General features: G+C 58.7%; 30 protein-coding genes. 6 read left to right on the forward strand and 24 right to left on the reverse strand.

Annotated features, from left to right (window positions below; genetic code table 11):
- Positions 1-96: 96 nt before the first annotated feature.
- Genes EXZ61_RS14535 through EXZ61_RS14545 form a run of 3 tightly spaced genes read left to right on the forward strand, consistent with a single transcriptional unit; the run spans position 97 to position 2,620 of the window.
- Positions 97-1,089, forward strand: a complete 993-nt coding sequence (locus EXZ61_RS14535) for a homoserine kinase (RefSeq protein ID WP_142812444.1) — start codon at positions 97-99, stop codon at positions 1,087-1,089.
- Entirely contained in the window at positions 1,086-1,865 is a 780-nt protein-coding gene (locus EXZ61_RS14540; protein WP_142812445.1) for a BPSS1780 family membrane protein, read from the forward strand. The genes EXZ61_RS14535 and EXZ61_RS14540 overlap by 4 nt, the downstream gene beginning before the upstream one ends.
- Positions 1,862-2,620 carry a FecR family protein gene (locus EXZ61_RS14545; protein ID WP_142812446.1) on the forward strand — a complete coding sequence of 253 codons (759 nt, stop codon included), beginning with the start codon at positions 1,862-1,864 and terminating at the stop codon, positions 2,618-2,620. The genes EXZ61_RS14540 and EXZ61_RS14545 overlap by 4 nt, the downstream gene beginning before the upstream one ends.
- A gap of 82 nt (positions 2,621-2,702) precedes the next feature.
- Here EXZ61_RS14545 and EXZ61_RS14550 read toward each other — a convergent pair whose 3' ends face one another.
- Positions 2,703-3,161, reverse strand: coding sequence for a tetratricopeptide repeat protein (locus EXZ61_RS14550; protein ID WP_142812447.1), 459 nt, complete (start codon positions 3,159-3,161; stop codon positions 2,703-2,705).
- A 156-nt stretch (positions 3,162-3,317) separates the two neighbouring features.
- Between EXZ61_RS14550 and EXZ61_RS14555 the strand changes: the two genes are divergently transcribed.
- The 3 genes from EXZ61_RS14555 (at position 3,318) to creC (ending at position 7,751) form a co-directional block, all read left to right on the forward strand.
- Complete coding sequence (locus EXZ61_RS14555) at positions 3,318-5,246, forward strand: PhoX family protein (RefSeq protein ID WP_142812448.1); 1,929 nt, start codon at positions 3,318-3,320, stop codon at positions 5,244-5,246.
- A gap of 251 nt (positions 5,247-5,497) precedes the next feature.
- On the forward strand, positions 5,498-6,268 hold the full coding sequence (gene creB / locus EXZ61_RS14560) for a two-component system response regulator CreB (protein ID WP_142812449.1): 771 nt from the start codon (positions 5,498-5,500) through the stop codon (positions 6,266-6,268).
- Between the two features lie 34 nt (positions 6,269-6,302).
- Positions 6,303-7,751 (forward strand): two-component system sensor histidine kinase CreC, encoded by a 1,449-nt coding sequence (creC, locus tag EXZ61_RS14565; protein WP_142812450.1) that lies wholly within the window; start codon positions 6,303-6,305, stop codon positions 7,749-7,751.
- Positions 7,752-7,875: 124 nt separating this feature from the next.
- Here the strand turns inward: creC and EXZ61_RS14570 are convergent, their stop codons facing one another.
- The 23 genes from EXZ61_RS14570 to EXZ61_RS14670 all read right to left on the reverse strand — a co-directional run bounded on the left by EXZ61_RS14570 (position 7,876) and on the right by EXZ61_RS14670 (position 25,549).
- Complete coding sequence (locus EXZ61_RS14570) at positions 7,876-8,181, reverse strand: hypothetical protein (protein ID WP_142812451.1); 306 nt, start codon at positions 8,179-8,181, stop codon at positions 7,876-7,878.
- Positions 8,178-8,708, reverse strand: a complete 531-nt coding sequence (locus EXZ61_RS14575; RefSeq protein WP_142812452.1) for a hypothetical protein — start codon at positions 8,706-8,708, stop codon at positions 8,178-8,180. Before EXZ61_RS14575 ends, EXZ61_RS14570 begins: the two co-directional genes overlap by 4 nt.
- On the reverse strand, positions 8,705-10,033 hold the full coding sequence (locus EXZ61_RS14580) for an SPRY domain-containing protein (protein ID WP_168224778.1): 1,329 nt from the start codon (positions 10,031-10,033) through the stop codon (positions 8,705-8,707). The genes EXZ61_RS14575 and EXZ61_RS14580 overlap by 4 nt, the downstream gene beginning before the upstream one ends.
- 302 nt (positions 10,034-10,335) lie before the next feature.
- Complete coding sequence (locus EXZ61_RS14585) at positions 10,336-10,929, reverse strand: hypothetical protein (RefSeq protein ID WP_142812454.1); 594 nt, start codon at positions 10,927-10,929, stop codon at positions 10,336-10,338.
- 11 nt (positions 10,930-10,940) lie between these two features.
- Complete coding sequence (locus EXZ61_RS14590; RefSeq protein WP_142812455.1) at positions 10,941-13,544, reverse strand: phage tail protein; 2,604 nt, start codon at positions 13,542-13,544, stop codon at positions 10,941-10,943.
- Between the two features lies 1 nt (position 13,545).
- Entirely contained in the window at positions 13,546-13,965 is a 420-nt protein-coding gene (locus EXZ61_RS22605; protein ID WP_425353582.1) for a DUF6950 family protein, read from the reverse strand.
- Positions 13,966-13,967: 2 nt separating this feature from the next.
- A complete protein-coding gene (locus EXZ61_RS14595; protein WP_142812456.1) occupies positions 13,968-14,525 on the reverse strand; it encodes a hypothetical protein in 558 nt (185 codons plus the stop codon).
- The gene (locus EXZ61_RS14600) at positions 14,525-15,124 is read right to left on the reverse strand and encodes a hypothetical protein (RefSeq protein ID WP_142812457.1); all 600 of its coding nucleotides are present in this window, start codon (positions 15,122-15,124) and stop codon (positions 14,525-14,527) included. The genes EXZ61_RS14595 and EXZ61_RS14600 overlap by 1 nt, the downstream gene beginning before the upstream one ends.
- Entirely contained in the window at positions 15,121-17,751 is a 2,631-nt protein-coding gene (locus EXZ61_RS14605) for a phage tail length tape measure family protein (protein ID WP_142812458.1), read from the reverse strand. The genes EXZ61_RS14600 and EXZ61_RS14605 overlap by 4 nt, the downstream gene beginning before the upstream one ends.
- Positions 17,752-17,754: 3 nt before the next feature.
- Complete coding sequence (locus EXZ61_RS14610) at positions 17,755-18,129, reverse strand: DUF1799 domain-containing protein (protein ID WP_142812459.1); 375 nt, start codon at positions 18,127-18,129, stop codon at positions 17,755-17,757.
- On the reverse strand, positions 18,129-18,467 hold the full coding sequence (locus EXZ61_RS14615; RefSeq protein ID WP_142812460.1) for a hypothetical protein: 339 nt from the start codon (positions 18,465-18,467) through the stop codon (positions 18,129-18,131). Before EXZ61_RS14615 ends, EXZ61_RS14610 begins: the two co-directional genes overlap by 1 nt.
- Before the next feature lie 11 nt (positions 18,468-18,478).
- Positions 18,479-19,450 carry a phage tail tube protein gene (locus EXZ61_RS14620; protein ID WP_142812461.1) on the reverse strand — a complete coding sequence of 324 codons (972 nt, stop codon included), beginning with the start codon at positions 19,448-19,450 and terminating at the stop codon, positions 18,479-18,481.
- Between the two features lie 15 nt (positions 19,451-19,465).
- On the reverse strand, positions 19,466-19,642 hold the full coding sequence (locus EXZ61_RS21925) for a hypothetical protein (protein WP_168224779.1): 177 nt from the start codon (positions 19,640-19,642) through the stop codon (positions 19,466-19,468).
- Positions 19,639-20,061 (reverse strand): phage tail terminator protein, encoded by a 423-nt coding sequence (locus EXZ61_RS14625; protein WP_142812462.1) that lies wholly within the window; start codon positions 20,059-20,061, stop codon positions 19,639-19,641. Before EXZ61_RS14625 ends, EXZ61_RS21925 begins: the two co-directional genes overlap by 4 nt.
- Positions 20,062-20,072: 11 nt before the next feature.
- Positions 20,073-20,495 (reverse strand): gp436 family protein, encoded by a 423-nt coding sequence (locus tag EXZ61_RS14630; protein WP_142812463.1) that lies wholly within the window; start codon positions 20,493-20,495, stop codon positions 20,073-20,075.
- A gap of 33 nt (positions 20,496-20,528) precedes the next feature.
- Positions 20,529-20,723 carry a hypothetical protein gene (locus EXZ61_RS14635; RefSeq protein WP_142812464.1) on the reverse strand — a complete coding sequence of 65 codons (195 nt, stop codon included), beginning with the start codon at positions 20,721-20,723 and terminating at the stop codon, positions 20,529-20,531.
- A gap of 49 nt (positions 20,724-20,772) precedes the next feature.
- Entirely contained in the window at positions 20,773-21,720 is a 948-nt protein-coding gene (locus EXZ61_RS14640) for a major capsid protein (RefSeq protein ID WP_142812465.1), read from the reverse strand.
- A gap of 56 nt (positions 21,721-21,776) precedes the next feature.
- Entirely contained in the window at positions 21,777-22,151 is a 375-nt protein-coding gene (locus tag EXZ61_RS14645) for a capsid cement protein (RefSeq protein WP_142812466.1), read from the reverse strand.
- A 65-nt stretch (positions 22,152-22,216) separates the two neighbouring features.
- The gene (locus tag EXZ61_RS14650) at positions 22,217-23,383 is read right to left on the reverse strand and encodes a peptidase (protein WP_142812467.1); all 1,167 of its coding nucleotides are present in this window, start codon (positions 23,381-23,383) and stop codon (positions 22,217-22,219) included.
- An 80-nt stretch (positions 23,384-23,463) separates the two neighbouring features.
- Positions 23,464-23,922 (reverse strand): hypothetical protein, encoded by a 459-nt coding sequence (locus EXZ61_RS14655; protein WP_142812468.1) that lies wholly within the window; start codon positions 23,920-23,922, stop codon positions 23,464-23,466.
- Positions 23,915-24,406 carry a regulatory protein GemA gene (locus EXZ61_RS14660; protein ID WP_142812469.1) on the reverse strand — a complete coding sequence of 164 codons (492 nt, stop codon included), beginning with the start codon at positions 24,404-24,406 and terminating at the stop codon, positions 23,915-23,917. Before EXZ61_RS14660 ends, EXZ61_RS14655 begins: the two co-directional genes overlap by 8 nt.
- Entirely contained in the window at positions 24,403-24,861 is a 459-nt protein-coding gene (locus tag EXZ61_RS14665; RefSeq protein ID WP_142812470.1) for a hypothetical protein, read from the reverse strand. The genes EXZ61_RS14660 and EXZ61_RS14665 overlap by 4 nt, the downstream gene beginning before the upstream one ends.
- A gap of 67 nt (positions 24,862-24,928) precedes the next feature.
- The gene (locus EXZ61_RS14670) at positions 24,929-25,549 is read right to left on the reverse strand and encodes a DUF3164 family protein (RefSeq protein WP_142812471.1); all 621 of its coding nucleotides are present in this window, start codon (positions 25,547-25,549) and stop codon (positions 24,929-24,931) included.
- Positions 25,550-25,560: the final 11 nt, after the last annotated feature.

Below are 25,560 nucleotides of genomic sequence, written 5' to 3' on the forward strand. Positions count from 1 at the left end.
CTGTTTTTCGCATCTCCTTGCCCGCTACTGTCAGTGTCAGGCCCAGGAACCGCGCCAACGGCGGACCACACCACTGATCAATTCCTGGGTTATTACATGGCGGTTTACACAGAGGTCTCGCTAGAGCAGGCCGCAGGTTTTCTGAAAAAGCTCAAGATGGGCACCCTCAAAACCATTGAGGGTTGCGCGGGCGGCATCGAAAACACCAACTATTTCGTGACCACCACGCAAGGCCCGTTTGTTCTGACGCTGTTCGAGCGCCTCACTGCCGAGCAACTGCCCTACTACCTGCGGCTGATGAAGCACTTGGCCACCCAAGGTATTCCGGTGCCAGACCCAGCGTCCAATAGCGATGGCGATGTGTTACACGCGCTCAACGGCAAGCCCGCGGCGGTGGTGAACCGGCTAGATGGCAAAAGCGAGCTGGCCCCCACTGCAGCGCACTGCGCCTGCGTAGGCGACATGCTGGCCCGCATGCACTTGGCCGGCCAGTCGTTTGAAATGCGCCAACCCAATTTGCGCGGTCTGACTTGGTGGAACGAAACCGCGCCCGTGGTGCAACCGTTTTTGAGCCCCGAGCAAGCGGCCTTGCTGGGCAGCGAGCTGGCGTACCAAAACCATGTAGCCACGCTGTCCACCTACACCGCGCTGCCGCGCGGCCCCATCCACGCAGACTTGTTCCGCGACAACGTGATGTTTGCAAGCGGCAAAGCCGCGCTGGACGGCCCCAAGCTCACAGGCTTTTTTGACTTTTACTTTGCAGGCAATGACGCTTGGCTGTTTGACATTGCCGTGTGCCTGAACGACTGGTGCATTGACCTAAGCACAGGCCTGGCCGACAAGGAACGCACTGACGCATTTTTGGCGGCCTACCAAGCCGTGCGCCCCCTGAGCGCGGCGGAACGTGCGTTGTTGCCTGCCATGTGCCGTGCCGGCGCATTGCGGTTTTGGATTTCGCGCCTGTGGGACTTGCACCTTCCGCGCGAAGCCTCCATGCTCAAGCCCCACGACCCCACCCATTTCGAACGGGTACTGCGCAACCGCGTGCAATCCCCCCTTACCCTTAGTGAGATTTTGCCCACCGTATGAAGCTCAACATCGTTCCCGCACGTCAAGGTGCCCAGTGGGTCAAGCTGGGTATGCAGACCTTTTTCCGCCAGCCCCTCGCTTTGGCGGGGCTCTTTTTCTTGTTCTTGGCACTGATCTCGGTCCTCAGCATCGTGCCTGTCTTGGGCAACGCCTTGGCACTGGCTTTGGTCCCTGGCGCCACTTTGGGCTTGATGGCGGCCACCCAAGAGGCGGCCAGCGGCAAGTTTCCCATGCCCACCGTGCTGCTCAGTGCATTCCGTGTGGGACGCCAGCGCATGCACGCCATGCTGACGCTAGGTGCCATGTACTCGGGTGGCTTCATGCTCATGCTGGGAATATCGGCCTTGGCCGATGGGGGCGCGTTTGCCAAGTTGTACTTGGTGGGTGGCAGCCTAACGCCAGAGGTCGTCCAAGGCGCTGAATTTCAAATGGCAGCACTCATCATGCTGGTTTTGTACCTGCCCTTGTCCTTGATGTTTTGGCACGCACCCGCCTTGGTGCATTGGCATGGCGTGTCTCCCGGGAAGAGCCTGTTCTTCAGCATGGTGGCCTGTTGGCGCAACCTTGGCGCCTACACCGTGTATGGCCTGGTGTGGTTCTTGTCCTTCATCTTGATAGGCATGGTGGTGACCTCCGTCGTGGCGATTTTTGGCGATGCTGATTTGGTGAGTGCGGCGATTGTTCCTATGGCAATGATGATGGCCACTATGTTTTTCACCTCCATATATTTCACATTCCGTGATAGCTTCGAGCCTGATTCAGGAGACACACCATGACCCAACACAGCCTGCAAGGCCGCACCGACAAGGAACTGCTCTGGTTTCAGCGCCGTAGCTTTTTGCAAGCGGCGGCGTCTTGGACCGCTTTGGGCGGATTTTCTGCAGCCCACGCCCAGTCCCGCAGCAACGTGGTGGAACGGGTGGGCGACGCCATGGTCAATGGCCGTCTCATGTTGGAAGGCCAGTCCGTGCAAACCGGCGACCACATCGTGACAGGCCCTGCGTCCAACCTCATTTTCGTCATTGGTAACTCGGCGTTTCATGTGCGCCAAAATTCGAGCTTGATGGTGGAACGTGGTGCCACCCTGAATGCGGTGAGCGTGCTGCGCATGTTGACGGGAGCCGTCATCAGCGTGTGGGGCAAAGGCAGCAGCCGCCAAATTGTGACGCCCACCCTCACGGCGGGGATTCGCGGGACCGGTGTGTACACCGAGATTTTTGCGGAACAAGCTGGACGGAGCTACTTCTGCAACTGCTATGGCACCGTAGACATGAGTGCCGGGCCCGACAGTGTGGTGAGTAAATCCGACTACCACCAGGCTTTCTGGGGTGAGGTGCAAGCCAAAGATGGCCGCTGGCTCTCTCCGGCCAAGGCCATCAACCACTCCGACGAAGAGTTGGAGTACCTAGCCCGCTTGGCCGGCCAACAGACCTCGTGGGAGATCATGGGCAAGAAGGGCGTGAAAGATGGCAAAGGCTATATGGACGACAAGCCCGGACAAATGCACCCGGCCATGAAAACACCGCTCTAGCCCACAGCAAAAAGCCCCTCTTCAAGGGGCTTTTTGCTGGGCCTCTTGCAAGGCAAGCGCCACGGTGCGGCGGCCTTGTTGCCTAAGGATTCGCTTTTTTGTAGGCTGCCAAAGCTTTCGCCAAATCCACATACTCCTCGCAATGGGTGTTGCCACAAATGCGCGCCAAGTCTTGCAGGTGCTTTTCTGCCTGGGCCGGTTGCTTGGCCATCAAGTAAGCCTCACCAATGTATTCATGCGCCCCTTTGTGTTGGGGGTCGAGCTTGAGCGCGACTTTGTAATGTTCAAACGCTTTGGCTAGATCGGGCTTCTCTTGTTTACGGTACGTGTAAGCCAAGAGGTTGTGGGCATCTGCGTTGTCTGGTACGTCACGCACCACGGACTGCAAGTCGTATTGGGCGCGGCTCCAGCCACCGCGCTCTATCGCTTGCCGCGCGGTGCCCATGCGCTCGCTCACCGTTGGGGGTGTGACGGTCGGTGTATCAACGGCATAGGCGGATGCGCCAAGCAAGCAAACCAGAACTAAAGCGGCATAACGCATGGGGCTCTCCAAAGGTGATGTAAAGAGGTTAACCACTTTTGTGGCCCAGTGCCAGTCAAGATTTTGTCACCCAACTGTCATACAAAAGAGATAAAAACTCCCCCTGAAGCCTGCCGGTCGGCAGCGCTATTCATCCCCATTTGAGTGAGCAGAACGATGGCAAAAGACTTTTCTTTGATGGAAGACAGCAACCGCTCTTCCAACCCCACGATCCATGAAGTATCCAACCCTGCACGCCGCACCGTTTTGCGCGGCGGCTTGGGTGCATTGGCTAGCAGCTTTTTGGCCCCTTTGAGTGCTGTGGGTGGTGCGGCCGCGTTGGCAGGCTGCGCAACCACAAGCGGCGCTGGTGGTGCTTTGCTGGGCTTCAAGAGCGTGGCCATTTCTACTGCTGACACAGTCACCGTGCCAGAAGGCTACACCGTGCAAGTGATTGCACCGTGGGGTGACCCAGTGGGCTTGTCCGGCGAAAACACAGCCTTCAAGGACGACGCTAGCAACACCGCAGCGCACCAAGAAACCCAATTCGGCATGAACCACGACGGCATCCACTACTTTGCCCAAGAAGGCTCCAAGAGTGGCTTGATCGCTATGAACCACGAGTACACCGACCACGGTTTACTCTTCGCAGACGGCACTGACAACTGGAATCTGGAAAAAGTCCGTAAGTCCCAAGCCGCGCACGGCGTCTCAATCTTTGAAGTGGAAGAAAAAGGTGGCAAGTGGGCGGTGGTCACCCCCTCCCCATGGGCGCGTCGCATTACCGCCAACACCCGCACCGAACTCAGTGGCCCAGCAGTTGGCCACGCCCTGCTCAAGACCGCTGCAGACCCAGCAGGCCGTGTGGTGTTGGGAACGATCAACAACTGCGCCAGCGGCATCACGCCTTGGGGCACTTACCTGACCTCTGAAGAAAACTTCATCAACTACTTCAGCGGCGGCGACAGCCTCAGCGAGCACGAAAAGCGTTGGGGCCTGAGAAAAGGCGGTGGTGGCTACAACTGGCACCAGCATGACGCGCGCTTTGATGCGACCAAAAACCCCAACGAACCCAACCGCTTCGGCTGGATCGTGGAAATCGACCCCATGAACCCCAGCTCCACCCCTATGAAGCGCACCGCCATGGGCCGTGCAGCCCATGAAGGTGCCACCGTAGCAGTGACCAAAGACAAGCGCGCTGTGGTGTACATGGGTGAAGATTCACGCTTTGAGTACATCTACAAGTTCGTAAGCCGCGACGCCATCAAAGAAGGCGGCGCTACAGCCAACGCGACCTTGCTGGACCATGGCACCTTGTACGTGGCCAAGTTCAACGCGGACGGCAAAGGCCAATGGATTGCACTGACACACGGTCAAGGTCCTTTGACTGCTGCCAACGGCTTTGCAGACCAAGGCGAAGTGCTGATCAAAGCACGTCAAGCCAGCGACTTGCTGGGCGCCACCAAGATGGACCGCCCCGAGTGGATTGCCGTCGACAAGCAAGGCTGGGTGTACACCACACTCACCAACAACAGCAACCGCGGTGCAGACAAGCAACCTGGCGTTGATGCTGCCAACCCACGCGTGAACAACACACAAGGCAACATCATCCGCTGGAAAGAAGACGGCGATTTCAGCGGCACCACGTTCGCCTGGAACCACTTCATCATGGCTGGCGACCCATCTTTGGAGCGCGCAGAAGCCAAGGGCAGCATCAAGGGCGACATGTTCTCCTGCCCCGATGGTTTGTGGGTTGATGGCCGTGGCGTGCTGTGGATCCAGTGCGACATGTCCACCTCTGCCATGGGCAAGGGTGACTTGAAGAACTTTGGCAACAACATGATGCTGGCGGCTGACGTCAACACCGGCGAAGCACGCCGCTTCTTGGTAGGCCCCGCAGGTTGTGAAATCACAGGTGCCACCGGCACCCCTGATGGCAAGACCATGTTCGTCAACATTCAGCACCCCGGCGAGCCAGCTAACGAAACCAGCGACCCCAAGAACCCACGCGCTGTGTCCAACTGGCCTGAAAAGAAAGCCAACGGTCGCCCACGCTCAGCCACCGTGGTTATCCGCAAGGCAGACGGCGGCATCATCGGTACCTAAATCAAGCGCTAACTAGCGCCTGACGCCTAGCGGGTTGCAGCAATGCAACCCGCTATTTTTTTGATAGCTGCTTGCGCAATACCCATGTGCGCCAGTGGCCAATTTGGCATTGAAAATCACGCGAACCAGCCACAGCCGTTTCGTGCACGGCAACCCGCTAAGCGGACAACTGCACGCGCAGACCGCAGCCCCGGTTCGCCGGGCGCTAGGGCGCCTACGGGTGACACCACGCAGCCCTTACCATTGGGCCCATGGCCAGCAAACCCCGCATCCTTATCGTTGAAGACGAATCCGGCATTGCCGACACCTTGCAGTACGTGCTCAGCACCGATGGCTTTGCGCCCGTGTGGTGCAGCACTGCAGAAGAAGCACTGCGCCAGTTTGAGGCCGAGTTGCCCGCACTCGCCGTGCTCGACGTGGGCCTGCCCGACATGAACGGCTTCGAGCTGTTTCGCCGCCTGCAAGCCTTGCCCGGCGGTAGCCAAGTCCCCATGCTGTTTTTGACCGCGCGCAGCGACGAGATTGACCGCGTGGTCGGCCTAGAGCTGGGCGCGGACGACTACATTGCCAAGCCCTTTTCGCCGCGCGAGCTGGTGGCACGCGTGCGCACCATCCTGCGCCGCAGTGCGCGCCCCGGGCAAGACAACCGCGCCACAGCTCCCGTCACTGCGTCGCCGAGTACAGCACCTGCACTACCGCCGCCGGCTGCGCCAACCGCCGTGTGGGCACTGGACGAAGAGCGACACCAAATCCGCTTTTATGGCCGCGCGCTAGAGCTATCGCGCTACGAGTACGGCGTGCTGCGCCTGCTGGTGCTCAAGCCCGGGCGGGTGTACACGCGCGACGAGCTACTGCTACAGGTCTGGGGCGGTGACAACGATAGCTTTGACCGCACAGTAGACGCCCACATCAAAACCCTGCGCGCCAAGCTCAAGGCCGTGGCCCCTGCGCTGGAGCCCATTCGCACCCTGCGTGGCACGGGCTACGCGCTCAACGAAGACTTGCCCGCAACGCCAGCATGACCGCTACTGCACTGCCCAAGCGCGCCAAGGCATCATGAGTAAGCGCACCCGTATTTTCTTGGGTCTGCTGCTCATGTATGTCGTCGGCATGAGCTATGTGCTGCACAACGTGGTGACCGACCTGGACCCGCGCTACCGCGAGTCGGCGGAAGAGTCTTTGGTGGAGACAGCGCAAATCATGGCCACGCTGGTGGAGCTGGACGCACGGGATGGGGCGATAGACCCGACACGCTTGGAAGCCCTGTTCAAAGCCAGCTACAGCCGCAGCTTTGACGCGCAAATCTTCAGCGTACACAAGACCAAGGTCGAGCTACGCGCCTACGTGACCGACCGCATGGGCACGGTGCTCTACGACTCTACCGGCGTAGCCACCGGCCAAGACTTTTCAGAATGGCGTGACGTGGTGCGCGCCCTGCGCGGCGAGTACGGCGCCCGCAGCACGCGCGACATTGCCAACGACCCCAACTCCGCGGTCATGTACGTGGCTGCACCCGTGCACGCAACGCCTAGCGGAGAGATCATCGGCGTGGTGTCAGTGGGCAAGCCGGTACAAAGCTTCGGCCAGTTTGTGGCCGCTGCGCGCGAGCGCACCATCTCGGTGGGCATCATCTCGGGCCTGGCGGTGCTGGTGCTGGCGGTCATCGTGTCGGTGTGGTTGGTGCGCCCCTTCGGACTCATTACCGACTACGCCCGCTTCATCAAGGCCCAAAAAGGCTTCTACCCCACCAAGCTGCTGCGCCACGGCTGGGCCATGCTGCGCGTGGCCTACGATGAAATGCGCGACGCCATCGCCGGGCGCAACTACGTGGCCGACTATGTGCAAACCCTCACCCATGAGGTGAAGAGCCCCCTGTCCGCCATTCGCGGCGCCGCCGAGCTGCTGCAAGAGCCCATGGAAGAAGCGCAGCGCCAGCGCTTCATAGGCAACATCCAGCGCGAAACCCACCGCATCCAGGAAATGGTAGACCGCATGATGGAGCTCACTGCCCTCGAAACCCGCCGTGTACTCGAGAGCACCCAGCCCGTGGCACTGCTGCCATTGCTGCAGGACCTAGCCCACACGGCAGACGGCGTGGCCGCACTGCGCAACATCCACATCACCGTGCACACTGACACCGATGCCACGGTAGAGGCCGATCCGTTTTTGCTACGCCGTGCCGTGAGCAACCTGTTGGACAACGCGCTGGACTTCTCGCCAGAAGGTGGCACCGTAGAACTTGCCATCACCCACAAAGGCCGCTGGGCCTGCATCACCGTGCGCGACCAAGGCCCCGGCATCCCCGCCTATGCGCAGGACAAGGTGTTTGAGAAGTTCTATTCACTGGCCCGCCCGCACTCCAAGAAAAAGAGCACGGGGTTGGGGCTGAGCTTTGTGAAGGAGATTGCTTCGCTACACCGGGGGAAGGTGGAGTTGTCGAATCGGCCGGGGGCAGAGGGTAGTGGGGCTTGCGCGGTGCTATGGCTGCCGAAAAGCAGTGATTAAAGCGCGCCGCGATAAATGAGCAGCAATCAGCGCGATAAATTAGTTGGCTGTGTGTTTCTGCGGGAGAAAGCAAATTGCGCAAGGCAAAACCCTAGGATAGCAAACCATTCCTACGGGTACGTTCCTATTTGCCGATCGCATTCTTAATGTGTGGGTGCCCCGTTGGAGCTATCCAGTTTAGTAAGCGTGAGATAGGCCGAGCAGCCCTGCCTCGCCAGTCGCTGGACAGTACCAGCCGCTCAAGCCTGGTGCTGAATGTCCACTCACCCCGGCGTGGGAAGTCAAACGTTAGCACCACAAGCTCTGTGTAGTTGGCGATCACGTCCACCAGCAGCGCAAACAGCGTGACTGGCGCAAGCAAGCGCCACCAGCCGCCGCGCTCAATCTGGATGGCTATGGGGTACAGCAGTGCAAGCAGCAAGGTAATCACGCATCGACCCCTGCAAACGCCTTGACCAACGACACAGGCAGCGCAGAGACTATGGCGGCGTACTTGCTCGCAATAAATGCATCCACCAGCGCCGGGTCGCTTGGGCAGTCTTTAGTAATGTCTAACAAGGCTTGCCGCGCAATCTTGAAGCCCTCGACTGTCACGATGTCACCTGTTACCTGAGCGACAAGGGCGATGCCCGTCATGCGGTTAAGCATGGCCTCACGCACCTCGCGCACCTCTGACAGTTTGACCGCAACGTCCGCAGCGTTGATAGACTCTACTTGTTCAGCAGGGAAAGGGGTCCACGTAACGACCCGACGCGCACCAATCAATTCTTCTGACCGGCTATAGAAGCGATATTCCGCTGGCACGGTTTCCTCAGTAACCACAGGCACAAAACCAGCCGCCGCGATGTCCTCGGGGCTAACAAGCTCCAGCCAGTTGCTTGGGTACTGAATTCCGGTCACGCTGAACGGGTTTCCAAGCGATACATATTTGCCAGACTCAGGGTGGAAGTAGGTCATGGGTTTGCCTTAGCTGTTTGGATATTGAATGCGGATTTAGACTGCGGAGAAAGCACCGTGGCAGTCCATGTGTTAGTGCCGCTGGCGTTGTAGCTGGTTGAGGCCGTGCGCAACTTGAAGCCGTTAGCTAGTCGGTCAGCGTGCGTGCCCCATGTCACCGCATTGCCGTTGATCGCTAGGGTTTCGGGTGTGCCGTTGCACCAGACGAATGGGCCATCGGCTGCGGCATTGCCTGAAAAGCTGCCAGATGCAGCCACAGCCCCCGCACTTAGATTGCCTGTGTGTAGTGGTTTAAATCCCACTGGTGGTGTGTAGGCGAACGGGCGTTGGCCGAAGTTTGGGTAAAGCGTGCTAGTTGCGAAGTAGTTGAGCGCAAAGGCCGGGGTGTAGTCGCCAGATATGCCTGTAACGGGAGATCCCTGCGCTACGTTATTTTTGTAGAACTGAACGGTGCCAGCCGTCATATCTAAGGCAACGCCAATAGCATCCCCCGCAGTCCAAGTGGCTCCTGTTGACTGCGTAACACCCCCCAAGCTTATAACGCCAGTGTCCGAGGTGTACCCGACAGAGCCAGCTTGCGTTTGGTATGCGCCCGATGTGGACACTGTAGACCCGGTATAGGATGTTCCTTTATGTACACCCACTGTATTACTAGCCCCGCTCCCGGTCATTGAAGCTTCAAAATACCACTTTCCCGACGAGACATAAAACGTTGACCCTGCGGACGTGTAGTAGGTGCCAGCGTAGTTAACAAGACTGAGATTGCCTTCGCCTATTACATTTGCGGCAAGTGCGTGCGACAGTCGGTTTAGTACCGGGTGGTTTCCCCGCTCAGCACCGCCACTGCCAAGCGGAACATCGAGCATGGAGTCGTAAGTTGGGCCAGTGGTCAAACTGATATTGTTCGCAGTCCAGTTGTTGCCGTTGCCAGAACTGTCTGCCATTAGCGTAGTGGTGCTGGTGGCATCGTCAAACCGCAAGCGGAAACCGTTGGCCCCGTAGGTGCCCGTGTAGGGCTTGGGTTGCCACATGCCGTTGCTGTCAAACTGGCCGAAGGCTGCGGGGGTCAGGGCTTGGCCGTCGATGAAATGCACATCGGAGAGGTAGCCATCGAAGTTAGAGGGTGTGTTGTCTTGGAACGCGCCAATGCGGTGATCTTGCGTGTTGTTGATGTAAGCAATCTCGTAGTTCTGCGCAGGGTATGTTGCGGTGTCGAAGGCAGTAACCCGCACGCCATTTACATAAATCTTGAACCTGTCTGAAGCGGTAGCGTTTGTGGTGTCTGCTTGGAAAATGAGGTGGTAGTGCGCGGAAGGGTCACGCAACACCATTGTTGTAGTAAGTTGCAGATTCGTGACGCCGGGTCTGTCAATGAATGTAAGCTTATCGCCCGTCCAGATGTACGCACCGCTAATGTCGTCTTTTGCTTGCCGCGCAGAAAACAACCCCTGAATCACCCCGAGAGTTCCCCGCTTAGCCCACCCACTCCATGTCCATGTTCGACGGTTTGAAGCTGCGCTTGGTGTGCGTGAAAGCGAGGCACTAGCCGCACTGCGAAACCGCAAGCTGCGTTGGGCTTGGTAGCCGGGATTGCCGCCAAGAAGTAGAGGGATTGCATCAACCGCGCTCATTTGCGGTCCGCGATCAAGCGCAGTGTGATGTTGCCCGTGGCGTCAACGTAGTAGGCCAGTAGGTCTACAGCGTTAGCCGTTGTGGTGAGCGATTGCACCGCGCCACCCGCCCAGTCCCACGCATTGCCGTATGCAAGAGTCCGCGACCCCGTGGCGTCTTGAATCACACGAATGACACCACTCTGTCCAGCCACTGCATTCGTTGGGTTCGCCAGCGTGCGGTTGCCCCCAAGCGTCACAGTGAAATTATTCGCCGCCGCGAAGTCGGGCGTGATGGTTGAACCATCCGTGAGTGTCACAACGCCGCCACGCTGGGCGGCTGTGTAGGTCTGGGTGGTGTCCGTCTTGGCCGATGTGGCAGCACTAGGTACACCCGAGGCGAGGGCCAGCAAGTTAATCCAGGCAGAGTTGGCCGCGTTGCGCTGCTTAAGGATGCCCGTGGTGGTGTCGGCCCACAGTTGGTACGCGAAGATAGTGGGGGGTGCGGTCGGGCCGCTGTTCTGGCTAACCAAGGCTTGCAGGGCGGCGTTGATGTCAACCCTCGTCGCAGCGAAAGCTTGGTTGGCGATGTCCATGTCATGTTGTGGCATTGGCGTCTTTCTTACACAGGGGTTTTGATGTCAACACTCAAAGTGCTGACGGAAATGTTTTGGGCGGCGTTCCCGCTCTCTAGGTCGAGTCGGAACTTCAAAGCCCGTGCGGTAACGTCCGCTACAAAAAACGGTGTCCATGCGCCCCAGACCGGTGTGCCCGCGGGGTTGTCGTTGGTCGCGGCGTAGTACAGAGTGGCATCGCAGTCGTTAACGGCAGTACCGTCAAAGTCACCGCTGTTGTCGTCAAAAAGCCCAGCACGCGCGTCGAACAGGGTTTGGCTGTCGAACGAGTACACCTTAATGTCGGCTTCCAAGCGACGGGTGGTGACGGTCGAAAGGTCGGTGTACGTGGCAAATTCGTAGCTGCCGATAGAGTTCAAGCCACCGAAGCTGTCGAACAGACCAGCGGCACCGTCGAACGAACCGGGGGCCGCGTCGAACAGCAGTGCTGTGTCCAACTGCAACCCACCCGCAAACGCCACTGTGCCTGTCTTAGCCCCTGCGAAAACCGGGGCTTGCACCGAAGTGGCGACAGTGTTGAAACCCGTCACCAGACCTTCTTCGGCCACAAAACTCGACACGCCGGTGCTGAAAGTTCCCGTGCTGTCCTTGGCCTTAGCCATGTAGGTGCCGGTGATTAGCGGTAGCAAACCGCTCACGCTGTCACCTGCAAATTCGTCAAGCACCACGCCGTCCTGCCAAGTCGCTGCGCTGGTCTGAGGGCTGTGGCGTACTACGATGCGCCCGCCAATGCGAACGTCTAAGTCACCCGCCAAGCCCCATGCACCTACCGCTACGCCGCCCACTTTGCTCACCGAGAAGTTGGCGACATTCGCGGGCGGCGCGGTCAAACCCAGCAGTTCTTTGCTGGTGGTCGGGCTGTACGCGCTCTTGGCTTGGAACGTATTGATGGCTCTCAAGCGGAACAAGTAGGTGCCAGGTGTCAAGTCGTTGAGCTCGACTTTTGTGTCTCTCAGGATGGGCAGCGTGGTCCACGCCCCCGAGGCCACCACCATGTACTCCAGCAGATAACCGGTGACGAAGGCGTCATCTACAGCGGCCCAAGTCACCGTAGCGCGGCTCTTGACACCCGCACTACCCGTGGTCTGGTAAAGGCTCTCTGCGACGGCTGGGGCTCCCGGTGTAGCGATAGTGAATGGATTGCCCAAATTGGTGTCGGGCGCGGCGTCAACTACCGTTTGCATCCCGCTATTCCAGTTGTAGCTGGCGGCGGTTTCCTCTTGCAGTACTAGGTCCACGCCACCTTCGGTGCTGTAGTGCCACTCCAACACCTTGAATTCTTTGGCTACCCAGCCAAGTTGCGCCAGGCTTAGCATGACCGTATCCATGGTCGCGACCTTGAAGGCAGTCAGTTTGCACGCCAGTTCTACCGTGATGCCTTGGCGGCTTCGTTCCAAAGTTAGCTTGGCAATGCGCTGCGCAGTGGCACTGCTGGTGGTGAATGGCAGCACCGCGTCACGCCAGATTACTTGCCCACCGTCTTGGGCTGCATACGTAGCATTTCTGACTATGGGAAAGTCAGTGGGTTGCCAAAACGCTGCAGGGTCTACAAAAGTACCCCGCACCGCATTGAAAAGTTCTTTGCGGCTCATGCGCGGCCGCACCTTCACTGCGCCCCGCAGGTCGTCGGCTGTTAGGAGAACTGATGGGGCGGTGTATGCGCCGCAATGCATTTGGTACTGCCCACCACTCCAAACCACAAAACCAGCCATGCTGCTTAGCAAACTCTCCATCACACTGCGCGGATTCTCGCCTGTGTCAATCACACCGTTACAGGTATAGCGCGCCTCGGTGCCGCCCCCAGCCAAGGCAACCGATTCGTCACAGACGTTTGCGACGGCTACCACCCGCGAGGCATCAACCTCAGCTGAGGATGCTTCTAGCCCATGAGCACTGGTGATGTAGTCACGCACGCACAGCGCGGGGTTTTGGCTCCACACCGTAGTGCCTGTGCGAGGGTCATAGACTTTGCGGCCGCGCACCACAGCTTTAATGTTTGGGATACCCGTAGGAAAAACATCTGCAGACCACTCCAGGCGAATCGCTAGGTAAGCTACACCCGCGAGCCTATGGTTACTAGTCCAACCTATGTTGACTGCCACGAGGTCAGCATCTGCTGCATCACCCGCAACGCCCAAGTGCTTTTTGACCAATACCTTGCCTGCATACGGCGCTGTGGTTGCATATCCAGAGCCATCTAGCGCAACTTCCAGCTCATTAAGGTAAATGGTTTCAATTGCATCTACCTCATGCCCGGCCAAGGGCACTACCATCCACAGGTACTTGTTGCCGCCACCTGCCACACCCGCAAAGACCAAAGGCCCCGACACCATGGCACGACCGTAGATCACGGTGCGATTGGCAACGCTAGAGCGCACTACCTGGTCACGCTCCTGAACGGCTGCAACAAACGACGGCGTATTGTGGCCATTTCCCTTGTTGGCGTTTGATGCCATCTTGCCCAGGCTGTACCCCATAGCAGCCCCTTGTGGGCCACCGTAGATAAAGCCCACCACCGCACCGATAACCGGCACAGCCTCTTTAACAAGATTGCTTACCTCATTGACAGCCTTCTCAACCGCTTTGGGCATATCAGCCAATCCTCACTGAGGCCTGCAGGCCAGCATGATCCAAACGCACTAACTGCAGACCTGCATGGCCCAAAACAGCCACATGGCTACCTGTGCAAACCCCCAAATGTTCGCCATACCTATCCTTGAAGGTGACCAAATCGCCTCGCCGTGCAGCCAGCACCGGACCAGGCTGCACACCTACTATGTTTGCAGCAGCAGCTTCTAAAGTAGCACCGTGGCAAGCCAGTACCGCCACTGCCTCACGCCGCGTCCTGTAGCCCGCAAAACTGGGCCACAAGTCCACCCCTGTCATCGCGCAGATGCATTGGCAACTAAAGCGCAAACAGTCATGCACCCCTAGCTGGTAGGGCAGGCGTTGTGCAGCTGCTACTTGCGCGGCAAGCTGCTCGGGCCAGTCCTGGCGGCGTGTAATCTGCACGGCTAATAGCCCCAGCGCAAAGACTTTTCAACCATTTGAGGCACAAAGTCAAAGCCCTTGTCCGCAGGGTCAGTGATGGCTTGGTCTGCTGAGTTGTAGCGCCGCACGCGCGGGCGATCCCAATCAGCCAGGCGGCTCTCAGCGCTCACCGTGATGGTGGCGGTTGCACCAAGCTCTACGTCCATGGTGTCCATCCGACCACTGAACACCAGCACCGGGTCCGGCAGCACAGCGTAAGCCTCATCCAGTGGAGCCAACCACACTTTGCAGGCCCGACCTTGGTAGTGCTGCCCCAGAGCGATCGCGATGTTGGCGCTATCTATACCAGTCACCGTGAACTTGAGGCTACGGGCTTCAAGCTTCATTCCCTCGCCTACAGGATCAATGCTGCCAAGACGCCCTATACCCAGCCAAGTAAAGCCATTCCAATTGAGCTGCTGGGCGCTGTTGTTGAGCCGCAAGAAGCCCGCCGGAAAATCCATCTCCACAAAGACCACTCCCCGCACTTGGCTAGCGGCAAGGGCGTTAGCGGCTGTAGTACTTAGGTTACGCCCCGCCATCACCACGCCTCAATAGCAGAGATGGCAAAACTACTGAGAGCACCCGCCACCGTAGACCAACGCGCAGAGTCATCCTCAAGCCGGAACGTTGCCAAAGGCTTCGTCGTAGTGATAGCAAGCCCATTGCCAGGGCTACTGCGCAACGGGGGCTCGAAGGTGAGTGTGGCCAGGCCACCTGCGGTACTCAATGCGTCGGCCGTGGCCATTTTTAGCTCACCATTGACGGCAAAGAAGTCGCCCTCTTTGAGAACAGTGCTGCTGGCTGGCCAGCCAGACGTGGCCAGGCTTGCGCCAGTCTGTGCGGCCCCATTCACTACCGGTGTTCCGCCCGCCGCCCCACGGGGCGTGGGCTGCGCCATGTTGTGCAGATAGAACCGTCCAGACTGGCCGCGTAACTTTGCCAAAAACGAGCGCAAGAGTGCAGAGTCAGCGGCGGACATCGCGTTCATCTGAAAGGCAACGCGCCAACGCGCACCCGGCATCTCCAAGGTCTGCACGCTGCCAGACAAGGGGCTGCTGAAGGCTTGCGTGTTGCTTTGCAAGGACCACTCCCACAGGGACGGCTCAAACTTGTTGAGGTTAGGCCAGCTATAGATCACGCGAACACTCCACCCGCACGGCGGCTTTGCTGAATAGCGGCCATGGTCTCTGCCTTAGCCTGCTGCATGGCAGCCATGATGGTGGCCTGGTCTGACCGACTATCCACATTGATGTGCTGTACCACGCTAATTGCACCACCCGTGCTGACTTGCTGACCTTTGCTGTGGTCCGTGACGGTTTCTTGCGGGTGCAACATGGCCATAAAGCCACCTTTACCGTCAAGCCCTCCAGTGCGGGCGTTGCTGCCGGTATAGCCTCCGCCATCAAAACTCAAAATGTTTGACAAAAAGTCCCCAAAACCACCTCCGCCGCCGCCAGCTTGCCCCATGAAGCTATCGGCCGCATTCATCACGGACTCAGAGAGCGCCGTGGCCGCACGGGTAAAAATCATGTTCTCCAGGGCATCGCCAAAGGCCTTCAGCGGATCACCACTGCTGTCTCTAAAGGCGGCACTAAACGCCCCCTTGAGGTCGTTACGTAGCGTGTCTGCCGTTTGCTTGCTGAGCTTTTCAGCGTCCTTTTGCGTGTCTATGGCGACTTCTTTGGCAGCACTTCCTCGTTTGGCTTCGGCAAGGTCACGCAGGGCTTGCGCTTGCTCACGGTACTGAGCCGACATTTGGCCCGTAGCATCTATCTCCATAAACAGGTCGGCCAGCCTGTCTTTGCCAATGGCTTGGTCTTCCAGCTTTTGCACCACAAGCTCAGCCAAGGCTGTTTTGCTCAAGCCCAGCTGCTGCACGTGCTCTTGTTCTTTACTCAGCTGGTCTTGCAGGCTTTCCGTCTGCTTTTGGGTAGCCTCAAGGTTCTTGGCGTTCTCTTCGCGGTCAGATGCAAATTGCTTTTCGTCACTGATCGCCTGCAGCACATCCACTTGCTTGGCATAGGCCTCATTCATCAAGGATTCGGCATCCACAGCTTGGTCTAAGGTCAACTTGCCGCGCAGCCACTCGTCGTTGATTCGCTTCAGGGTTTCAAGCCGAAACTTCTCTGCCGAGCTGATGGTCTCGCCCGTGGCTAAGTACTGCTGGGCCGCTTCGTCTGCCAGAGCGAGGTCGTCCAGAAGTTTGACGTACGTAGTGTCTACATGCGCTGCTGCTTTGGGTGCTTTTTTGTCAGCATACTTTTCACGGATGTCAGCAATCCGGCGCTCAATGGTTTCTTCGTCTTTGCCTGCGGCCAAGCCTTCTTTGCGCGTGCGCTGTATGGCTTGCTCCATTTGGGCTTTGCGACTGAGGAACTGTGCCCCGTCTTTATCCCACTTCACCAGGGCAGACAGCAAGGTCGACTCGCGCGCACGACTGCTTGCTATTTTTTCTTGGGCCTCCAGCTTCTCTTGCAGAGGGCGCTTTTGAGCCTCTAGCACCCTAATCTCATCTTGCAACACACGGGAGAAACCGCTGTTTGGCTGCTCACGCCCTAAGTAGGTGCGCTTGTCATCAATGCTCTTATTGAGGCTGTCTATCTGCTCTTGCAAGGTGTCTGAGCGGCCCAAATTCTTCAGGGCGTCCCCGGTCTCACTGATAATTTTTTTCACACCTGCCCATCCCCGCACCAAGAGCCCAGTGTTCTCCACCATTTCAGCCGAGCGGCTTTGCAACGTGTCGGCAAAGGTGTTTTGGGCCAAGTTCGCGGCCTCCGTCATACGGCCTTGCTCCACCAGGGCCTTGATCTGCTCGTACATGCTAGCGGTCAGGTAGTGCAAGCTGTCATTGAACTTGAGCGACGCAACCAGTGGTTCTTTAGCGAGCTCTACAAAAGCGGAAACAGTGCTCTTTACAGCCGTGCCAGTAGTGCGCTCCCAGTCCATGGCAGCCAGGCTAAAGCGTTCTAGGCTTGCACCGCCAGCTAGCCCCGCCTGCACAAACTGGGCAAGCGTCTCTGCAGCTTCGCCCTGCGTGCCGCGCACCGCGTCAATGCCCTTGGCCATGGCTTGGAGCTGGCTCAGGGTAACGCCTGAGGCATTGCCACTGAGTGCGATCGCCTGGCTGTATGCATCAGCCTCTTGGGAGCCTTCATACATGGCGATGGCAACCGTGCCTATGCCTGCTGCTGCCAGGGTAAGTGGGCTCACCAAGCTACGCAGGTAGGTGCCCACGCTTGCGATTGCTGGGCCCACGCCACCAAACATGTCTTTGAGCTGCCCGCCCTGTTGCAGCAGCACGGTGAGCGGCGCTTGCCCCGACTGCAAGCTCACCACCACGTCGGTCATCTGCGCGGGAATCATGCGCATGGCATTGGCGGTTTGGGCCGCGCTGATGCCTGTTTTGTCGAGCACAGGGGGCAGCTTGCTATTCCCAAGAGTGGCTGCCTCTGAAGATGCCTTGAGCGCGGCTTGCGCAGCCTCGACTTCCTTGAGTCCGGCCAGTAGCGCTGCGATCTGTGGCTTAGACTTGTCGATGCCGCGCAAATCGAACAGCTTTTCGGTGTACTCGCTCTTGGACGAGGTTTCGAGTGCGGCCTGAACGCGCTGCAGGCTGCTAACCGCAGACCGCTCTGCGCGGTTCAAGCCTTCGGTCGTTTTCGATGCACGGGTGCCGATTCCATCAATGCCGCGCTCCGTGCGCTCCAAACCAGCCTCTACCTCAGAGGTGTCAAGCCCCAGCTTGATGCCGATGCCAACCGTCATGCTTCACCTGCCTTGGCGGCTGCGTTGGTCATGCCATGCACTAAGGGCTGCTTGCTCCATGCTGCGCAGATCTGCAAACAATTGCTGGCGCTTGCGGTGGGCAACTGGGCGCAAACGCATAAATGCCTCAACACCAGCGTAATCCAAACCACTGTAGCCACGCAGGCCAACGCGCCACTGCGTGTGGCATTCCAAAAAGAAGTAAAACGTGTCTTCAAGCTCAGGCCATAGGTAGAAGACCTCGTGCTGCGCAGCGACGGCCGGGCCAACGGCCTTAATGCCAAAACCTGCAAGCACTTGATTGAGTTCGTCATCTTCTTTGGCAACTTGGGTGTCTAGGGTGAGCTTGCCGAGCGCCCACAGGCGCGCGGCTTCCATTAGTTTTTTTCGCGGGCCCTAACGTCGTGGAGATAGCTGTGAAACGCCATGCGCGCAAGGTTGGGGATGGCAAACAACTTAACCAAGCCATCCGCAGTAAACGGTTTTTCTTGGCCCATATCGTCGAAAACACCTAACCAACCCTTGGTGACACGGGTGAAAAACTGGCCTGCCGTTTCCAGGCTCTGGGGGCCCGTAGCCCGCTCTATGGCGTCAGCAGACAGGCGCTCACACTGCAGCACAAAATCAAAAGGTGTCTCGGCACCGTCAGGCCCTGTCAGGCAACCGCGCACGGTGACACCGACAATGTTTTCTTTGGTAGACAGAATGAAAGCCATGGAGCATTGCCTTATTGGGTGATGATGCGAATTTCGTCATTGCCACTGCCACCAGGCGAGGGCACCAAACGCAAGTCATAGCCAATCAGGCGCGAGCCATTCACTTCTTGCTTACTTGGGTTGATCAGTTGCACGGCTGGCGCGTAGATGATGATTTTGTTACCCGCCGCAGTGCCAATGGTGAGCGCCAAGCTTTGGGTGGTATTGGCTTTCACCGCACTCATGAAACTAACCTCTTGCGCTGCACTCAGGTCAAGCTGCATAGCGCCGGTGATCTCACGATCGGTAATGTCAACACGCTCGCTGCTGAGCAAAGGCACATAGGCCACTTTGTTACCCCAATCCAGGTCAAAGCCAGTGCTTGGGTACACGGTGCCGCCACTCAGCGCACCTGCGGCATAGGTTGCCCCTAGGGTAATGTCCACCACGTTGGCCTTCGCCATGGTGGGCGGTGTTTTCCACGCGCTCAGGGTGGTGCTGGGGTTGGCAGTGGCGCTAACGCCACCGTCAATACCCACAAAGTCAAACTGCAGCGTTGGCCGCTCATTGATCCGAGCGCTGAGCTTGCAGTTGCCCATGGCATACAGCAGTTTGTGCAAAACGCCGTCGTCATGGTAGTAGCAAGTGAGTGACTTGAGCGCAGCACTCACCGGTGTGTATTCCACTCGGTTGGGGGTAGCAAGCAGGGTTTCCGCCATGGCACAACCCAGCATAAGGTCTCCCCACTGGGGCGCGGTGGCGGCTGTACCAGAGCCTGCCAACTCCACGGTAAAGCCCACCTTCACGCTGGCCGTGGCCACCAACTGCTCTGAGCCACCAAAGTAGCCGCGCACCAAGTCGCGGCTCACGTTGTTGGCATCCAGCGGGGTGATGCTCATGTTGCTCACCAGTACAGCGTCAGCGGCACCCGTGGGCACTGCATCGGTTCCGGGAACGGTTTCAACTTTGGTCAATATGGCGGTATTGCGGACGTAGCGTGGCATGGTGGGCTCTTGGAGTTAAACAGGGGTGTCCGTGGCGGCAAGGTCTTCGCCGGTGTTCACATCGCGCTCTACCCAGCCCGGCAAAGCAATGTCCCAGCGCCACGAACCACCACCTGGAATAGGGGTGTTTTCAGGCGTGGGGGTGTTGGTATTGCCAGCAACGGCGGCATTGGTTTGGTTCTTGCCCATCATTGGCTCCAGTAAGTTACGAGTTCAAATTCATCAATCCACCACAGACGGGCATTGCCATCTAGGTTCAACAAGCGCCCACTTCTGTGGTGCACCGGTTCTCCGTTAGTGGCATCAGGCACCCAGCCCACTAGGTTGTTTTTCAGGGCTGTGCGCAGCGCCTTGAGGTCGCTCAAAGCGGCGGCACCTTTGGCGTCTCGCTTGTTGCTCACCACAAGAATCACGCCAAAACCCTGGGTAACCCGCTGCTGCACTCGGCTCAGCCTGTCCTGGTCGGTGGACACCTCATTGAGTGGCAGCACAAACGCACAAGGCAGCGGCACGGCTCCACCAATAGCTGCCTCCATATCTACAGAGACCCCAACAGCCTTTAGGCCACCAAGGCTTGCCTGCACACGCGTCACCACAGCATCCAGATCCATGCGCGCATCTCCTAGTAGCCAGCCAACATGTCAGCGCTAAAAACACGGTCAGGTGCTTTCACCTTCACTGCGTTGCTGCCACCGGTCGTGGCCACGGCTGGGCTGCTGCCTGCCACTGCCACATCGCCGCTGGCCATGCGCTTGAGCAGGCTTACTGCATCCTCATAGCGCTGGCGCACCGTGTCTGGCACGCCGTCGTCATACAGCCGGTACCGGGCAATATCGGCCGCCATGCGCACCAGCACCACCGGGGTACTGGCCAGCGGCAAGCTATAGCGCTTAGCCAGGTAGCTGTCCACCTCGGCATCTGCATCGCTCAGCGCACGCGCCAGCACAGTGGCGTCGATCACCGTGCCATTGGTGCGGTCGGTAATTTGGGCCAGCTCAACCGCGCCAAAGCGCTCGGTCATGTCTGCCTGGGTGGCGTAGGTCATAGCGGTGCGTCAGCCTAGGTGGGCAATGCTTGGTCAGGTAGCGGCGGCTTCGCCGCCCGTCAGCTCTACGGCATTCACCTCTAGCAGCTGGTCCACGTCTTCAGCGTCCACCTCAAACGGCTCACCACCAGGTTCATGCCGCGTGTGGTTGTATTCCACTGGCACAAGGGCCTTGACGAGTTGAGCGGCCGATGTGCTGCGCGCAGCGCGGTTTGCTTTGGGTGCCATGTTGATTCCTGTTTAGGTTGTAGAGGTGTTGGGTTCAGTCAGCCAGTACTTAGGCCACAGCGTTTTGGAAGAAGTAACCGGCATCGTTGGCCGAGATCACTTCTTTGACCGACTCGCCAGAGCGAATTTGCTGCCCCCCGCGCAAGCCCTTGCTGGACTGCATGGTCATTGCAATGCGGTCGCCAAACTGGGCGGTAAAGCCAAAGCAAGGTTGGTCCGCGTTGGCCAGATCGGTGCCCACGTACAAGAGCGCGCAGTGCTTGCCCCACACGCGGGCAAAGGTCGCTGCTTGGCCTCGCCTCGCCGTGTTGACGAACCCTGTGCCAACCACCACATCGCGTACTTCCAACAGATCTGCGAGTTGCTGGCGGGTAATGGCACCACCGGTCTGGGCGCTGGCGTTGGCCGCCTGTATCACACGGGGGTGCTGGCGCAGCTTAGTCCACACCGCCTGCCCCAGCACAACGGTGTTGGGGCGAAACAGTGGCACGTCCAGGGCGGCCAGCAGCGCATCCAAGGGGTTGCTGTTGGCAAAGTCGCTCCACTGTCCGGTACCGGACAGCGTGGCCTGGTTAGAGCCGCTGTAGCTACCCGCACTGAACACCGTGCCTGCTACGCGAATTTCGCGGTCCAGTAGCACCAGGCCGGTAAGCAAGCTGGTGCTCTTGGCCAATGGGCTAACAGCCGTCTCAGGCTTGTCCATGGCGTTCCAAGCCTCAATCTCGTCGTTGGGCACCAGATCGTCCAGGCCAAAGTCCACGCACTCGTCGTTGACAATGATTCCGCCGAAATCCACCATGGTGGGGTCGCTCTTGCGGCCCACACGGGTGGAGGGCACGGTATAGCCGTCTGCCTGGTTGTACTTGGTGTAGGCAAACTTCTTGGGCGTCAAGATGCGCGGCAAGACAATGTCCGCGATCATGTCGATGTCGCGGTTCTTGTAGCCAATCGCTACGGCGGTCAGCTCGGGGTTGATTGCAAAAGCAGTGGTTGCCATGGTGTCGATCCTGTTTCAGTGGGGTAAAGGAAATCTGGTGTGGGCGGCTACTGGGCTTAGCCCTGTATCGAACCCAACTCGACCAGCACGCGGATCACGTCACCGGCAGCCGTAGCCGCTTCGTCCGCAAATCCAAGAATTCGGTTGTTGACGCCCGCTGCAGGTGCAGCAGTTACAGCACGGCCGGTGGCGTCAGAAGTAACCGCTGCACCTTGGGCAATCGCAGCACCTGCCTCTACGAAGGCGATGCCCTGGCGCACAGCGTCGCAGCGCTCGCCAATGGCGGGGGCCACGTCACCGTTAACACCCATCAAACTATCGGTCGCGGCCGTGGCCAGGGTCACGGTGTCTAGTGCAGAGAACCGGAGGATTCGGTACGCAGGAATGGCCATTGCAGCCGTGTAGTTCTTAAAGAGAAGTGGATTGCTCATGAATGGCTCCAGTTAACGAGGGGTTGTGTGGGTGCGAAAGAATCGGTTCGGGTAAGTGCTGGGCTTTAGCTGCGCTTAGCCGTAACTGCGGCAACGGCCTGCGTGTGGGAAACATCAATACCCTTGCCCTTGGCTTGCGCCTGGTAGGCAGTGGCAGCGTCGGAGATGGATTGCGCATCCGAGAAGTCCACGGTGCTTGCGCCCACCTTGTCCTTTGTCGCATGCTCCCCAAACTCCACGGCCGCAGGCAACGCCTGAAACAGGGCTTTGAGGCTGTCAAGCAAAGGCACTTTTGTCTCGCCCTCGCCAAACTCCACCACGGTCTCTTGCGCAGTCAGGTGGTCCAGCGTGGCCACCGCCACTTCGCGGAATGCAGGGGTAATGCCTTGCAGTGCCTCGCAGAAGGCCACATTGGCAGCGTGCAGGCCTTGTAGGCGCAGCGCTTTGGCATCTGCCTGCAGTCGGGCATTTAGAGCGGTCTGCGCCTGCAGTTCTTTGCGCAATTGCGCGGCTTCTTCTTCGGTCACGGTGGACTCCTGTCGTTGGGGTTCGGAAAAGTAGGGGGTAGCAGGCAGCACCGTGCTGGCGTTCTCTGCCTGGGCTTTGCGTAATTCGTCCTGCGCGCCCTGCTCGACGCTCTTGACCATGTAGCCGGGTATGGCCTTGTCAGCATCCTCCTGGCCAAACTTGGCCAACACCCAGTCCCGCAAGCTGCGCCACAGGTTTGCGTTGTCTACGTCGTCCCACTCGCCAAACGTGACCACGCCTTCTTCACTGTCTGCAAAGCTAGGGTTGCGCAGGCCTTTGACGGCAGGCGCTTGAGCGCCCAAGAAACCCACATGGCGCAGGTAGTACACGCCTGGAACTGGGTTCTGCGGCGCGTCGGGTTCATAGAAGCTGGCACTGATCTTTTTGAATGCCCCAGCGGCCACCATGTCTGCAAAGTCAGTATTGACTTGGCCGGCTGTGGCATACAAGCCAGCATCGGTGTCACCGTTGCCATTGCCGTCAGAAAAAGACAAGGCCGTTACCCAGCCATACGCTGGCAAGTCATGGCTTGGGTGCCCCACAACCAGCGGTGCCTCATGCAAGGCCGGGTTGTAGGCGGCCACGGTGGCTTGCAGCGTGGCTTCAGAAAACGAAAGGGACTGCCCGCTCATCGGCGTATGACGGCCGGGCTTGAAGATATGCAGGGGCTCTGCGGTATTAAGGAGGGGCTTTGCTTTGGGCATGCCGCTAGTTTCGGCAAGCCTCCCCAATGGGGCTAAATGATCTAAGTCACTTATTTAGCGTGGGCATTGCGCCCGCGCCACTACAGGTCTAGCTGACCCTGGCGCAAGGCGCGCTGCTCACGCAGCCAAGCGGCTTCAATCTGGCGCACGTATCGGTCAGTGATCTTGCCGCACAGAGCAGCCACCTCGGTGTAACTCTTGCCCTGGCCCAGCAACTCAATGACCCGCCGGGCGCGGGCGCTGGCCATCAACTCGCGCCCCGCCTGAATGTAGGGCTGCGTGCCACCCAAGTCTGCGGCAATGCCGCGCGTGAGCTCCATGGCCAAGCGCGCCAGCTCCGCATCCGTATAGCGCCCAGTGAACAACGCCTTCAGCGTCAGGTAGTGGCTCAGCGCTAGGTCGCGCCAGGTGTCTGGCGTGAGCGGGTCAAACAGTCGCTCCAGCGGCGCTATCTCTTGTGCATTTAGCGCGCTCACGTCGGGCCGCTCAGCCAAAGGCTGCGACCCCATCAACGTAGAGTGTGCCAATGCATCATCCATGGGTAGCGTCCTTCTTTATTGGTTCAGTGGGTGCGTTCACCCGCTCGCACCAACGCTTTAGCGATTCAATCACGCCATTGATCTGGTAGGTGTTCAAAAACCGCCAATGCTCCACTTTGGTCTGGCGGTGCACATAGGCCATCAAGGCCACATCGGTATTGGTATGCACCTCGCTCGCGTTTGCCAGTACCTGCCACAAGACACGTGCCTTGAGCCAACGCTCATCGTTGGTATCGGCCGTGGTTCTGTGCAGGGCTGGGCGCTTAGCGGCATGCGTGCTGCGCGGCAACTTGCCCATGCGGACCTGCAAGTCACTCAAATGGGCAAGGTACTGGCGGCGTTGCGGGCCTGTCATATCGGCAGCACTGGCCTTGCCGGTAATGGCGATTTTGAGGGCCGCAGCATCATCCGCAGACAGGCCCAGCGTTTTTTGCGCAATATGAATTGCAGCCAGATGATTTTTGGGCGGAGCGGCTTGCGTCATTCAGCCACCTCAACGCGGTTCAAAACAAAGCGCTCCGCAGACAGCTCCAATGTCTGCACCAACAAATCACCGCCCGACACACGGGCCACTGCAACTAGGGTGCCGATACGGAAAGCAAGTCTTGCACTGGTGTAATGGGTGCGAGCGTGGCGGACCATGCCGCCAGGCAACACGCGACGCAGAAACCATGAACTACCAGGCGCATCGGTGCAGCCCCTATACGCCTCCCAGGCGGCCAATATCCGACGTGGGTCATTGGGCCAATAGCCGTGGGCAATGCGGTGCACCTGCCCGCGTGCCAGCCCGATAGCAGCGGCAGATTTACTAAATGGCTGTGAACGTACAAACACCAGCAAATCCGAAGGTGGGGAAATAGGCCCCACAAGGCCACGCGGAGGCTTGGCAGCACCATGGGTGCCACCCGGCTCCCGTTCGCGGCTTGGCGATATGTCCATTTTGTCCCAATGGGGGGTATTTGGGGGCGAGGAAGGTGGCGTATTCATTGGCCGCGCAATATCATGGTTAGACCCCCGCCACATCAAGAACGATGGGCATGTATTCCATGGTCTTTTCGTTGCGCTTGTAAAAGCGCACGTAAGGCTTGGTGCTGGCGACCTGCATGCTGTCGGCAATGGCCTGCATGGCCAATGTCCACTTGTCGTCCACAATGTCCAGGCGGCGAAGGCTCAGTACCCGCCCTGTGTTGATCTTGCCTTCCTTGTCCGTCTGAAAAGCATGGTTCACCAAAACCTTGATGTTGTCGCTGGCGTCTTGCGCCCAGTGGTGTACACACGCATCAATCAAGGCCTTAGCGGCCATCAATTGCTCGCTAAAGGTAATCTTGTCTTGCATCTGACGCACTACCTTGTACTGGCCGTCAAAGCTCACCAAGGTAATGTTGCCCTTGTCGCCACCGGTCTTCACGCCGTACTGGTCTAGGCTCAAGGCGCAGAAGCTGCCCACCTCTGTCATGGCGTCGATCTTGAATTTGGCCAGCCCTTGGCTTTGCGCCTCCGCCATGCGGCACAAGTCGTAGACCACTTGGTTGCGAAGTTGATCAATGGGTTTCACCTTGGACTCAGGAATGAGGTGCCCACTGGCATCCATCCAGTAGCCTTTAGGAGGTGCGGTAGTTGTAGTCATAGCGTTCTTTG

Origin of the sequence: Rhodoferax aquaticus (genome assembly GCF_006974105.1) — a bacterium.
GTDB classification, from domain to species: domain Bacteria; phylum Pseudomonadota; class Gammaproteobacteria; order Burkholderiales; family Burkholderiaceae_C; genus Allorhodoferax; species Allorhodoferax aquaticus_A.

Excerpts from the sequence above, each read along its gene's own strand:
- EXZ61_RS14535 (WP_142812444.1), top strand. The coding sequence starts at position 97 with ATGGCGGTTTACACAGAGGTCTCGCTAGAGCAGGCCGCAGGTTTTCTG.
- EXZ61_RS14540 (WP_142812445.1), top strand. The coding sequence starts at position 1,086 with ATGAAGCTCAACATCGTTCCCGCACGTCAAGGTGCCCAGTGGGTCAAG.
- EXZ61_RS14545 (WP_142812446.1), top strand. The coding sequence starts at position 1,862 with ATGACCCAACACAGCCTGCAAGGCCGCACCGACAAGGAACTGCTCTGG.
- EXZ61_RS14550 (WP_142812447.1), bottom strand. The coding sequence starts at position 3,161 with ATGCGTTATGCCGCTTTAGTTCTGGTTTGCTTGCTTGGCGCATCCGCC.
- EXZ61_RS14555 (WP_142812448.1), top strand. The coding sequence starts at position 3,318 with ATGGCAAAAGACTTTTCTTTGATGGAAGACAGCAACCGCTCTTCCAAC.
- creB (WP_142812449.1), top strand. The coding sequence starts at position 5,498 with ATGGCCAGCAAACCCCGCATCCTTATCGTTGAAGACGAATCCGGCATT.
- creC (WP_142812450.1), top strand. The coding sequence starts at position 6,303 with ATGAGTAAGCGCACCCGTATTTTCTTGGGTCTGCTGCTCATGTATGTC.
- EXZ61_RS14575 (WP_142812452.1), bottom strand. The coding sequence starts at position 8,708 with ATGACCTACTTCCACCCTGAGTCTGGCAAATATGTATCGCTTGGAAAC.
- EXZ61_RS14585 (WP_142812454.1), bottom strand. The coding sequence starts at position 10,929 with ATGCCACAACATGACATGGACATCGCCAACCAAGCTTTCGCTGCGACG.
- EXZ61_RS14590 (WP_142812455.1), bottom strand. The coding sequence starts at position 13,544 with ATGCCCAAAGCGGTTGAGAAGGCTGTCAATGAGGTAAGCAATCTTGTT.
- EXZ61_RS14595 (WP_142812456.1), bottom strand. The coding sequence starts at position 14,525 with ATGGCGGGGCGTAACCTAAGTACTACAGCCGCTAACGCCCTTGCCGCT.
- EXZ61_RS14605 (WP_142812458.1), bottom strand. The coding sequence starts at position 17,751 with ATGACGGTTGGCATCGGCATCAAGCTGGGGCTTGACACCTCTGAGGTA.
- EXZ61_RS14610 (WP_142812459.1), bottom strand. The coding sequence starts at position 18,129 with ATGGAAGCCGCGCGCCTGTGGGCGCTCGGCAAGCTCACCCTAGACACC.
- EXZ61_RS14615 (WP_142812460.1), bottom strand. The coding sequence starts at position 18,467 with ATGGCTTTCATTCTGTCTACCAAAGAAAACATTGTCGGTGTCACCGTG.
- EXZ61_RS14620 (WP_142812461.1), bottom strand. The coding sequence starts at position 19,450 with ATGCCACGCTACGTCCGCAATACCGCCATATTGACCAAAGTTGAAACC.
- EXZ61_RS21925 (WP_168224779.1), bottom strand. The coding sequence starts at position 19,642 with ATGATGGGCAAGAACCAAACCAATGCCGCCGTTGCTGGCAATACCAAC.
- EXZ61_RS14625 (WP_142812462.1), bottom strand. The coding sequence starts at position 20,061 with ATGGATCTGGATGCTGTGGTGACGCGTGTGCAGGCAAGCCTTGGTGGC.
- EXZ61_RS14630 (WP_142812463.1), bottom strand. The coding sequence starts at position 20,495 with ATGACCTACGCCACCCAGGCAGACATGACCGAGCGCTTTGGCGCGGTT.
- EXZ61_RS14635 (WP_142812464.1), bottom strand. The coding sequence starts at position 20,723 with ATGGCACCCAAAGCAAACCGCGCTGCGCGCAGCACATCGGCCGCTCAA.
- EXZ61_RS14640 (WP_142812465.1), bottom strand. The coding sequence starts at position 21,720 with ATGGCAACCACTGCTTTTGCAATCAACCCCGAGCTGACCGCCGTAGCG.
- EXZ61_RS14645 (WP_142812466.1), bottom strand. The coding sequence starts at position 22,151 with ATGAGCAATCCACTTCTCTTTAAGAACTACACGGCTGCAATGGCCATT.
- EXZ61_RS14650 (WP_142812467.1), bottom strand. The coding sequence starts at position 23,383 with ATGCCCAAAGCAAAGCCCCTCCTTAATACCGCAGAGCCCCTGCATATC.
- EXZ61_RS14655 (WP_142812468.1), bottom strand. The coding sequence starts at position 23,922 with ATGGATGATGCATTGGCACACTCTACGTTGATGGGGTCGCAGCCTTTG.
- EXZ61_RS14660 (WP_142812469.1), bottom strand. The coding sequence starts at position 24,406 with ATGACGCAAGCCGCTCCGCCCAAAAATCATCTGGCTGCAATTCATATT.
- EXZ61_RS14665 (WP_142812470.1), bottom strand. The coding sequence starts at position 24,861 with ATGGACATATCGCCAAGCCGCGAACGGGAGCCGGGTGGCACCCATGGT.
- EXZ61_RS14670 (WP_142812471.1), bottom strand. The coding sequence starts at position 25,549 with ATGACTACAACTACCGCACCTCCTAAAGGCTACTGGATGGATGCCAGT.